Source organism: Nonomuraea rhizosphaerae (genome assembly GCF_019396405.1).
In the GTDB taxonomy this organism is placed as follows: Bacteria; Actinomycetota; Actinomycetes; order Streptosporangiales; family Streptosporangiaceae; genus Nonomuraea; species Nonomuraea rhizosphaerae.
This window is the reverse complement of the sequence record NZ_JAHKRL010000077.1, coordinates 1-10,378: the sequence shown is the minus strand read 5'-3', so window position 1 is coordinate 10,378 and position 10,378 is coordinate 1. Positions and strand designations below refer to the sequence as shown.

12 protein-coding genes are annotated in these 10,378 nt (G+C 71.4%); 5 read left to right on the top strand and 7 right to left on the bottom strand.

The window, feature by feature from the left end; genetic code table 11:
- The 4 genes from KME77_RS03610 to KME77_RS03595 all read right to left on the bottom strand — a co-directional run.
- On the bottom strand, positions 1-922 hold a 922-nt coding region (locus tag KME77_RS03610; RefSeq protein WP_246609115.1), incomplete at its 3' end, for a glycosyltransferase family 39 protein.
- Between the two features lie 131 nt (positions 923-1,053).
- Positions 1,054-1,287, bottom strand: coding sequence for a hypothetical protein (locus KME77_RS03605; RefSeq protein ID WP_219461904.1), 234 nt, complete (start codon positions 1,285-1,287; stop codon positions 1,054-1,056).
- A 186-nt stretch (positions 1,288-1,473) separates the two neighbouring features.
- Positions 1,474-3,033, bottom strand: coding sequence for a membrane dipeptidase (locus KME77_RS03600; protein ID WP_219461903.1), 1,560 nt, complete (start codon positions 3,031-3,033; stop codon positions 1,474-1,476).
- A gap of 86 nt (positions 3,034-3,119) precedes the next feature.
- On the bottom strand, positions 3,120-3,704 hold the full coding sequence (locus KME77_RS03595; protein WP_219461902.1) for a DUF1707 SHOCT-like domain-containing protein: 585 nt from the start codon (positions 3,702-3,704) through the stop codon (positions 3,120-3,122).
- 127 nt (positions 3,705-3,831) lie between these two features.
- Here KME77_RS03595 and KME77_RS03590 point away from each other — a divergent pair, with 127 nt between their 5' ends.
- Positions 3,832-4,575, top strand: coding sequence for a winged helix-turn-helix transcriptional regulator (locus KME77_RS03590; RefSeq protein WP_219461901.1), 744 nt, complete (start codon positions 3,832-3,834; stop codon positions 4,573-4,575).
- Here KME77_RS03590 and KME77_RS03585 read toward each other — a convergent pair.
- Together KME77_RS03585 and KME77_RS03580 are read right to left on the bottom strand one after the other, a co-directional pair.
- A complete protein-coding gene (locus tag KME77_RS03585) occupies positions 4,550-5,413 on the bottom strand; it encodes an alpha/beta fold hydrolase (protein WP_219461900.1) in 864 nt (287 codons plus the stop codon). The genes KME77_RS03590 and KME77_RS03585 overlap by 26 nt on opposite strands.
- On the bottom strand, positions 5,410-6,606 hold the full coding sequence (locus tag KME77_RS03580) for an acyl-CoA dehydrogenase family protein (protein WP_219461898.1): 1,197 nt from the start codon (positions 6,604-6,606) through the stop codon (positions 5,410-5,412). Before KME77_RS03580 ends, KME77_RS03585 begins: the two co-directional genes overlap by 4 nt.
- 192 nt (positions 6,607-6,798) lie before the next feature.
- On the opposite strand from KME77_RS03580, the gene KME77_RS03575 reads away from it, so the two are divergent.
- The 4 genes from KME77_RS03575 (at position 6,799) to KME77_RS03560 (ending at position 9,859) form a co-directional block, all read left to right on the top strand.
- The gene (locus KME77_RS03575; protein ID WP_219461896.1) at positions 6,799-7,107 is read left to right on the top strand and encodes a MiAMP1 family antimicrobial peptide; all 309 of its coding nucleotides are present in this window, start codon (positions 6,799-6,801) and stop codon (positions 7,105-7,107) included.
- Between the two features lie 106 nt (positions 7,108-7,213).
- Complete coding sequence (locus KME77_RS03570) at positions 7,214-7,669, top strand: GNAT family N-acetyltransferase (RefSeq protein WP_219461894.1); 456 nt, start codon at positions 7,214-7,216, stop codon at positions 7,667-7,669.
- A gap of 81 nt (positions 7,670-7,750) precedes the next feature.
- Positions 7,751-8,290, top strand: a complete 540-nt coding sequence (locus KME77_RS03565) for a CGNR zinc finger domain-containing protein (protein ID WP_219461892.1) — start codon at positions 7,751-7,753, stop codon at positions 8,288-8,290.
- 390 nt (positions 8,291-8,680) lie between these two features.
- A complete protein-coding gene (locus KME77_RS03560) occupies positions 8,681-9,859 on the top strand; it encodes an FAD-dependent monooxygenase (protein WP_219461891.1) in 1,179 nt (392 codons plus the stop codon).
- A 25-nt stretch (positions 9,860-9,884) separates the two neighbouring features.
- Here KME77_RS03560 and KME77_RS03555 read toward each other — a convergent pair.
- A partial coding sequence (locus KME77_RS03555) for a PASTA domain-containing protein (protein WP_219461889.1) occupies positions 9,885-10,378 on the bottom strand: 494 nt, incomplete at its 5' end.

Sequence of the window (10,378 nt, the reverse complement as noted above, 5' to 3'; positions counted from 1 at the left end):
GCCGCCCGATCCGCCGGGCCGGCCGGCCAGGCGCGGCCAGCAGGTAGACGCCCGCGAAGGCGGGCAGCACCAGGTACGCCTGCAGCATCTTGGTGTTGAACGCCAGCCCGACCAGCAGCGCCGCCCCCAGCAGCGGGCGCGTGCGCCCGCCGTGGACCGCCTCCAGGCAGAGCCAGGCGGCCGCGACCAGCAGCAGCACCAGGAGGGTGTCGGGGTTGTTGTCCCGGTTGATGGCCACGGTGATCGGCGTGAGCGTCATCACCAGGGCCGCGATCAGCGCCGCCACGTGGGCGTGCGGGCCGTCGAGCGCGCGCCGCACCGCCGAGTGCACCAGCGCCACCGCCGCGACGCCGGCCGCCGCCTGGGGCAGCAGCATGCTCCACGTCCCGAACCCGAAGATCCGCGCCGACAGGCCCATCACCCACAGGGCCAGCGGCGGCTTGTCCACGGTGATGTACGAGCCGCTGTCCAGGGCGCCGAAGAAGAACGCCTTCCAGCTCTGGGTGCCGGACCAGACCGCGGCGGAGTAGTAGTCGTTGGCGTACCCGTTCCGGCCCAGCGCCCACGTGTACAGGACGGCGGCCAGGGCCAGGACGCCCCACATCGCCGGGCGCGCCCATCGCGGGCCGGAGGGCGGCGCGGGCCTCCTGGGGGCGCGGTCCTTCTCCTCCAGGCGCACCGCCCGCACGTGCGGCAGCTCACGGGTCAGCTTCGCGGCGATCTGCCAGGTCTTGTCCGTGCCGACGTTGCCGGCGATCGTGGTCCGGAAGCCGTACGGGAAGGTACGGGTCAGGTAGGCGTGCAGCCGGTGGACGCTCCGCGCCAGGACCCGTCGTTCGTTGTGGACGGGAACCACGACCTCGACCAGGCGGGTCCCGCGTGCGACCTCTACCCGAGGCGCTGTAACCGTCGTCGTGCTCATGACTCGACGGTCGGCGACGCCCTTGTGACCGGCCTGAGGCCGTCATGAAGTCCGGGTGAGAACTCTCGGTGACATGGCTCATACTCCTTGTGGCGCATCAGTGTGAGCATGAGCCGCGCGGCTGCTGCGGTCTACGCCCTCACGGTGCGTGGCAAGGTGGCGCGGGTGGCCATGCGGGCGCGCAGGTGTTCGAGCGCCAGACGTTCGACAACCTCGTCCGTGGGTGTGCAACCCACGTGGCGGGCGCAGTCGGCCGCCGTCTTGACCATGCTCTCGACCTCGTGACTGTCCATCATCGGGAAGTCCTGGTGCAGGCGGCCGAGCACGGCGCTGTAGTGGTGGGATCGGTTACGGATGGAGCCCATAGGTCACGCGCCTTCCCGTCACGAAGGATCGCGGGCTCCCCAGCTCCGCTCGCCCCCGTATCGACGAGTTTGAATCACCCCAATTGCGTCAGATACAGGATATAAGGCGATTTTGGAGGTGCTGGACGGCTTTAGCGGGTTTTGAGGGGTTGGTTGCCGAGACTGCGCCGTCTGTTTCCGTGGCGGTCAGACGGGGGCGGCCGCCGTCGCCGCCTCCCACGTGCGCAAGTATGCCTCGGCGCCGCCCGCCATGTCCTGGACGAGGTCCGGACCGGCGATTCTGCGCATGTCCTCGATCCAGTCCGGAACCAGGCCGTAGTTGGCCACGCCGTCCACGTTGACGTCCCACGTGCGCTCGCCGGTACGCAGCCGGTCCAGGGTGACGCTGCCGTCGAAGGAGGGGAAGGGGTAGGTCACCGAGCTGCCGGGGCGGGGGCCGGGGAGCTGGCCGAGGCCGTTGACGTCCAGGCCGTAGCCGTACCCGGCGACCTGGTGCGCCTGCCTGAGCGGCTGGGTGCGGCGCCACTCGGCGACGAAGTCCTGGGCGTCGTGGCCGTACTGGGTGATCATCCCGCCGAGGGCGTAGACGCGCTCGAAGTAGTTCGGGTCGGCCCAGCTGTGGGAGGAGATGACGCCGGGGTAGCCGGCCGCTTCGAGCAGGCCGAGCGTACGGGAGGCCGCCTTGACGCTCATGTGGTCGATCTCGATCAGCATGCCGCGCCGGATCATGCCCTGCACCATGTACTCGCCCAGGGCAGTCAGGCCCTTGGTGTTGCAGTGCGGCGCGGGCGGATAGACCGGCAGCGACACGCCGGGCGGCAGCAGCGCGGCGAGCTGGTCGGGCAGCACGCCGCCGGGGTCGATCGGGTTGTCGTGCTCGGGCCCGGTGCAGGTGCGGGCCTGCCAGAAGGAGCCGGAGCTGAGGAGGTTGCCCAGGTTCACGATGGCGCCCTGGGTGCCGGAGTCGAACCGCACGCCGCACAGGGCGTTGTCGTACTTGTGGCAGACGAACATGCTGCGCACGCCGAGCGCGTACATCTCGTCCAGGCCCCGGTCGATCTGCGCCCTGGTGCACTGCGGGATGCCGAAGACCTGGCGGCAGCCGAACGGCTCGGACGTCTCGATCCCGAGCACGACGGCGAGCTTGCCGGCCGCGGCCGTCGCCCTGGCCTCGGCCGGGTCGCGGACGAGCCGGAACCAGCCCCGGCCGGGGCCGCCGTTCTGGGCGTCGATGTAGTCCTGCAGCTCGCGGGCCCGCTGCGCCTGGAGCCTGATGATCGTCATCTCGTCGCAGGAGTTCTTCTTCAGCGGGTAGATCGCGCAGAGCTGGCGGTTGGCCACCAGGTCGTTGACCATGATCCGCAGCCCGCCGCGCCAGGCCCGCTCCACCCACGTGTAGTACGCCTGCTGGTGCGTCAGAGAGTCATGCGCCGGCCAGTCGCGGAACGTCGGCCAGCCCACCGGGTCGTGGGTGCCGGTCGGGGAGCCGGTGCGGGTGAAGTTCTCGAACCAGGCCAGGGCGCCGTTCGGGTAGTGGTCGGAGCAGTCGGTCAGGGCCTTGGCGATGCCGCCGGGGTCGAACGGCTTGCCGCACAGCAGCATCCCGCCGAACGCCTCGTACGAGAACAGATGGCTGTGCCCGTCCACGAACCCGCGGACGTCGGAGGCCGCCGACGACCTGCCCGGAAGGGAGATCAGAGTGGCGGTCAGGAGCAGGAGGACGACGGCGACGGATCGGCGGCGCATCACGGACACCTCTCACGGCTGAGCTTGACCTGCCGTCAGCATCCGTCGTTATCGTCGGGTCAACAAGGCCCAAACGTGAGCGAGTCTCACCAACGCATGCGCCCCAGATGGCGCTGCGACCGCACCACCAGCCGACCGGCCCGCTGGTGGCCGCGCACCACGAAGTGCAGGCCCTCCCCGGGGAACGGCGAGGTCGTGATGCCCCGTACGGCGGACTGGCTCGCGATCAGCTCGACGCCGTCCAGGTCGACGGACGAGCCGGCCGGCAGGATGAGCGTCGTGGAGCCCGCCCACACGTCCAGCTCGATCTCCACCACCCGGTGCGAGATGATCGCGTCGGTGAAGTCGAGCTTCACCGACCCGGCCTTGGCGCTGGCCCGCAACCGCCTCGGCACCACCCACTTGCCGCGCCGCTTGAGCGTCGAGGCGGTGGTGCGGATCTCCGCGTACTCCGGCACCGCTCCCGCCACCGGAGCGCCGGGCAGGTCGGACACGAACGGCACGGCGTCGCCGAACGTCCGCGCCTCCATCACGCCGTTCAGTCGCTGCTCGAACTCCTCCAGCGTCAGCCGCCCGTCGCCGACGGCCTCCCGCAACCTGCCGGCGACGCGCTCGCGGTCCGCGTCGGACATGCGCGCCTCTGGCGGCTGCGGGATCAGGTCTCCGCTCACGCCGCAACTCTAGATGATCGAGCGCTTGGCAGGGCTGCTCGGAATGGTCACGGGAGTATCGCGGTGTGAGGGGCGAAGTACGGAAAACAGACTTCCCCGGTACGGGGGATGCGGGGATGGTGGCGGGATGAAGGGATACGGGCAGTACTGCCCCATCGCGCTGGGCGCCGAGGTGTTCGCCGAGCGGTGGACGCCGATCATCCTGCGCAACCTGTTCGTGGGCTGTCACCGGTTCGGCGAGATCCTCGAAGGGGCGCCCGGCATGCCCCGCAGCGTGCTCTCGCAGCGGTTGCGGCGGCTGGAGCGCGACGGGGTGATCACCCGCGGGCAGAACGGCCGGGTCATGGAGTACCGGCTGACCGACTGCGGGCTCGACCTGATCCAGGTGTGCATGGCGCTGGGGACCTGGGGCGCGCGGTGGCGGGAGGTCCCGCCGGAATACCTCGACCCGTACATGGCGCTGTGGATGCTGTCGCGGATGATCCAGCCCGCGTCGCTGCCGCGCCGCCGGATCGTGGTCCGCTTCGACCTGACCGACGGCTCGCGGCCGGACCGGTACTGGCTGGTCCTGGCCAGGACCGGCAACGAGGTGTGCGTCCAGCCGCCGGGGTTCGACGACGACGGCGTGGTCACCGTGGACACCGCCTGGCTGGTGCGCTGGTACTCGGGCTCGGCCACGCTGGCCCAGGCGCAGCGCGCCGAGGGCATGGCGGTGACCGCGCCGCCGTGGCTGGTCAGGGAGCTGGCGGGCTGGGGGCGGCTCAGCCCGTTCGCCGACGTACGGCCGGCTGGGCGAGCCGACGCGCGCCCGGCCGGGCAGGCCGACGCGCGCCCCGCTGAGGACGTCACCGCTCGTCAGTGGATCGGGTGAAGAAGGCCGCCAGGGCCTCCGCCGTTCCGCGCGGGTTCTGGGCGTGCAGCAGGTGGGTGGCGCCGGGCAGGACGAAGGGCTCGGCGTGCGGGATCCAGGACAGCAGCAGCTTGTGCCGTTCGCCCCAGATCGGGGAGAGCTGTTCACTCAGCTCGCCCATGACGGCCAGCACCGGCCGGGTGAGGCGCCCGGCCTCCCGCGCGCCGAAGGTCCACTGCCGCACGATGGACAGCTCGTGGCCGAAGAACGTGCCGGCGTCGCGCACCGCCTCGTCGAAAGCGCCGGGAACGGCCCGCTCCAGCACCCGCCGGTAGCCCGGCCCGCAGACCCCGCGCAGGAACGTGTCGACCGCCCCGGCCCTGTCCCCGGCGCGGTAGCGCTCCATCGCCGGGACGAAGACCGTCCGCGACCACTCCGGCCCGCTGGGCGCCTGCTGCAGCGCCGCCTCCAGCAGGGCCAGCGACCGCACCCGGTCCGGCGCGTCCAGCGCCAGTTGCAGGGCGATGGCCGCGCCGGAGGAGTGGCCGACGACGTGGGCCCGGTCGACGTCCAGGTGATCCAGCAGGCGCAGGCAGTGCCCGGCCTCCCCGGACAGGTCGGCCGAGGGGCGCCGGGCGGTGCTGCCGGCGTAACCGGCCCGGTGGTAGCGGATGAGGCGGTACCGCTCCGACAGCGTCGGCTGGTCCGTCAACGGGGCGAACCAGCGGGCGCACAGCCCGGCGTGGATCAGCACGACCGGCTCGCCGGTCCCTCGATCCTCGTACTCCAGCTCCACGCATTCCGATTCCGTGTCCGGCAGCTCCACGCCGGGGAGTGCGGCTCTCTTCGGCGTGGTCACTCGCTGACCCCGGGGTCCCCGAGGGTGACGCGGCCCGCGTACGAGAGCGTCGCCTCCGGCGTGAACGGGTGGAAGGCGCCGGCCCTGACGTCGCGATAGGCCCGCTCCAGCGGGAAGCGGCGGAAGTACGAGCGGCCGCCGGCCAGGTCCATGGCCAGGTTAACCACCTCGACGGCGGCCTCCACGGCCTCGCGCTTGGCGAGCATCATGGTCACGACGGCGGGCGGGTCGCAGGCGTACTCGTCGCCCAGCTCGTCCAGGGAGCCCATGAGCGCCCACCAGGCCACCCGGAGCCGGGCGTCCATCAGGCCGATCTGCCGGTGCACGCGGGACAGGCCGGCCATGGCCGAGGGCCCGCGTGACCCGCCCGCCGCCTGGGCCACGGCGACGTCGCGGGCCGCGGCGGCGATGCCGAAGTAGACGGCCGAGACGACGGGGGCGAAGTGCGCGCCGGCGGTCATCAGCGGCGCCCCGAACTCGCCCCAGGGTCGGCGGGCCTCCACGCTGTCGCCGCTGACCAGCACGTTCTCCAGGACGAGGTCGTGGCTGGCGGTGCCGCGCATCCCGAGCGTGTCCCAGGTCTCCTCGATCCGGACGCCCTCGGCGGCCAGCGGCACCGTGAAGTGGATGACCTCGGCGCCCTCGCCCGGCTCGCCCACCACGGCGCAGGTCGTCACGACGCTCGCGCCGGGAGCCTGGCTGCAGAACACCTTGCGCCCGCTCACCCGGAACCCGTCCCCGTCGGGGACCGCGACCGTCTCCGGCCACAACCAGTCGGAGCCGCCGCTGGTGGCGATGACCAGGCCCGCCCCGGCGACCCGGCGCAGCGTGTCCTCGGCGCCGGGCGCGCCGTGCCGGCGCAGGTAGGCCAGTGTGAGCGTGTTGAACTGGTGCATGGCGATCGCGAGCGCGGTGGCGCCGTCGTGGCGGGCCAGCTCGGCCTGCGCGTGGCAGACCTGCCGCACGGTGGCGCCCAGCCCGCCCAGCTCCGCCGGCACGGCCAGCCGCAGGTAGCCCTCCGTGCGCATCGCCTCGTACGCGGGCCGTACGAACGTGGCGTCCCGGTCGTGCTCGGCGGCGTGCTCGGCGGCGACGGCGCCGATCCGGGCGGCCATCGGCACGAAGCGTTCGTCGCCGGCCCGGGTTGGGACCGGGTGCCTGGTGCCTGCCTTGTTCACGAGGTCGGTGGTCATGGGGTCAGTCCTTTCGCGGCTCGTCCGGCCCTGAGCGTAGGAATCCGGGGCGGCGGCGGACAGTGCGTAATTCGGACCGCGCCGCGTCGGCCGGTGACACCAACCTTGCTCCACGGAGAGTATTGAATCAGTAACTGAATGTGCATGATGAGAGGCGTCCCGCGGCGAGCGGGGCTCGTCCCAAGGAGCACAGTGAAGCGACTCGTCCTTGTCCCCGCCCTGACGGCCGGCATCATCGCCCTGACCGCCGGCGCCGCGTACGCCTCCCAGTACATCGCCTACGAAGGGCCCGGGTTCACCGGCAGGAGCGTCCTCATCGACGCCTGCGGGCCGTCGAACATCCCGTACGGCGGGTCGTACAAGTGGTACGGCGACGGCCAGTCCGGGCGCATGTACAACCAGCCCAACACGGGCGGCGTGATGCACTTCAAGCTCCCGTCCGACCGCAACGCGGAGCAGCGGACGCCGGTCGGCTGGAAGAGCATCTTCATCGAGTGCTGACACCCCTGAACGAAAGGGCCGGCGCACCCCCTGTGCCGGCCCTTTCACATGTTCGGCATGTCGGGACATCTCCTACTCTGGGGCTGACCGATCACAAGGGGGCAGCATGGAGATCATCGTCGACGACCTCTCCGGGCCGGAGATCGCCGGCTTCCTCGACGAGCACGTCCAGCAGATGCGCTCCATCACGCCCCCGGAGAGCAAGCACGCCCTCGACCTCGACGGGCTGCGCAGGCCCGAGGTCACGTTCTGGTCGGTCAAGGACGGTGACGACCTGGTCGGCTGCGGCGCGATCAAGAGGCTCGGCCCGCACCACGCCGAGGTGAAGTCCATGCGCACCGCGCCGGCGCGTCAGGGGAGCGGGATCGCCTCCCTCCTGCTGGGCCACATCATCGCCGAGGCCACCCGGATGGGGTTCACGCGGCTGAGCCTGGAGACCGGGTCGGACGCGTTCTTCCTGCCGGCCCGCAGGCTGTACGAGAAGTTCGGCTTCGAGTACTGCGAGCCGTTCGCGGACTACCGGCCCGACCCGCTCAGCGCCTTCATGACCAGAACGCTCTGAGGCGACATAGGCGGAGCGTGACTGAGTCTGTCGCTCGGGTAGCATCGTGGGGTGGGATGGGTCGCGTCAGAGCGCTACAGGATGGTTCCGGCGCCCTCGGGTCTCGCCTTCGTCCAGGACTTCCTCAACACCCGCGCCCGGGCCGGCCGTACGGACGATCTGCTCGGGACGGTACGCGACGCGCAGACGTGGGCCGACGGCGCGGTGGACGCCTGGTCGGGAGAGACCGGGGCGAACGCGCGCGGGCCGCGGCTGCGCGCGGCGGACCTGCCACGCCTGCGCGCACTCCGTGACGCCACCGTCGAACTTCTCGGCGGGAACGGCGAGGGGGTCGGCGACGTCGCACTGGTCGCCCGCGTCGACTCGACGGGGCGTGTCGTCCTGGAGCCGGCCGGCTCGGGTGCGGAGGTCCTGGCCGGGATCCTCGCGATCGAGGTCTTCCGGGCCCAGGAGGGCGACGTCTGGCGGCGGCTGAAGACCTGCCGCAAGGAGACGTGCCCGGTGGCCTTCTACGACCGCTCGCCCAACAACGCCGGAGCCTGGCACGACGTGCGCGTCTGCGGGAACGCGGTCAACCTGCGGGCCTCCCGCGCCCGCCGCCGCGCCGCCACCCAGGAGTAGACGGCGTACGCCAGGGCGTAGGCGGTGATCAGCCGACCGGCGGCCGAGCTGCTCACCCGCGGCGAGCCGGCCACCTCGGGCAGGACGCCGGCGATGACGAGGCTGTCGGTGCCGACGGCGAACGTCGCGAGCGCGAGAACGAGCAACCGGCGGTACATCTCACTCGCCCTCTTCGAGGGGCGTCAGGCGCGGTGCGGACAGGGGCATCGTCGTCTCCTCACCTCGCTGAGACGTAATCAAAGCCATAGTGCCTATGTCAAGGAGAGGGAGGTCTCCGATCATTTGGCCATTTCATGACCCGCGTCCCGCGTGGTGAGGTCACGACCCCACCGTCCCTCGTGGCTACTCTATGTGTCGTAAAACTACGTTGCGTAACAATCGGGGGTTCTTGTGAAGGTCGCCTGCGTCGGCGGCGGACCCGCCAGCCTGTACTTCTCCATCCTGATGAAGCGGATGGACCGGTCCCACGACATCACCGTCTACGAACGGAACCCGGTCGGCTCCACGTACGGCTGGGGCGTCACCTACTCGGACGAGCTGTTCGACAACCTCCACGGCGCCGACCCCGAGTCGGCCCGCGCCATCGCCGACAGCTCGGTCCGCTGGGACAGCTGGCAGGTCGACGTGCACGAGCGCGCGACGGTGATGATGGACAACGCGGACGTCGGCATGGGCATCAGCCGCCACCGGCTGCTGGACATCCTCGCCGAGCGGGCCGGCTCCCTCGGCGTGCGCGTCGAGTACGAGCGCGAGATCGGTGGCGAGGAGGAGCTGGCCGACGCCGACCTCATCGTGGCCGGCGACGGCGTCAACAGCGCGCTGCGCGAGCGTCACGCCGACCACTTCGGCACCAAGGTCGACGTCGGCAGGAACGTCTACACCTGGCTCGGCACCAGCAAGGTCTTCGACACGTTCACCTTCGCCTTCGTGACGACCGAGCACGGCTGGATCTGGTACTACGGCTACAACTTCAGCGCCGACCACAGCACGGTCGTCGTCGAATGCGCGCCCGAGACCTGGAAGGGCCTCGGGCTCGACGAGGCGAACGAGTCCGACGGCCTGGCGATCCTGGAGAAGCTCTTCGCCGAGACGCTGGAGGGGCATCCGCTGATCGGCCGGGCGCACGCCGACGGGAGCGCGCAGTGGCTGACGTTCCGGACGCTGACCAACCGCACGTGGCACCGCGGCAACCTCGTCCTGGCCGGGGACGCCGCGCACACCACGCACTACTCCGTCGGCGCGGGCACCGCCCTCGCGCTGGGTGACGCCGCCATCCTGGTCCACGCGCTGCACTCGGAGACGGAGCTCCCACGGGCGCTGAGGGCGTACGAGCGGGAGCGCAGGTCCGCGATCCGGGGAGCCCGCAAGGCGGCCCGCAACAGCTCCCGGTGGTACGAGAACCTCCCGCGCTACATCGAGATGCCGCCGCTGGAGATGGTCACGCTGCTGGGGCTGCGGCACTCCTCGGTGATGCCGTACCTGCCGCCGAAGGTGTACTACCGGGCCGGCCAGACGATCAACTGGCTGGGCTCGGTGATCTCCCAGGCCCTGCCCGGCAGGCGGCACTGAGGCGACCCGGCCGGCGGCGGCCCCGTCAGTGCTGCCGGCGCCACGTCGGGTACGGCAGCGGGAAGCGCAGCCACACGGTGACCGTCGTGTTCCTGAGCACGCGGGCGCCCGGGGCCGGCTGCTGCTGCACCACGACGCCCTCGGTGGGCGGCGGGTCGGGGTCCATGCGCTGCAGGTCCAGGCGTACCTGGGCGCGCAGCGCCCTGATCCGGGCCTGGTTGATCGGCATGTCGGTGAGGTCGGGGACGGTGGTGACGCGGGCCGGCTGGGGCCAGAACATCGTCTCCGGCACGAGGGCCAGGTCGATCAGCTTGTTCTCGAAGTAGGGGCTCGCCCAGGGGCGGTAGCTGGTGCCCGCCTCCCAGTGCGGGCGCTCCTCCCCGTTCGCCGTCACGACCTTGCGGATCACCGGCTCCAGGCCGTCGGCCAGGCGGGCGGCGTCGGCCGCGCACATCGGCACCGGGCGGGAGACCCCTCCCGGCGGCGTCCACGGCACGTCGCCGGTCGACAGGCCGTGGC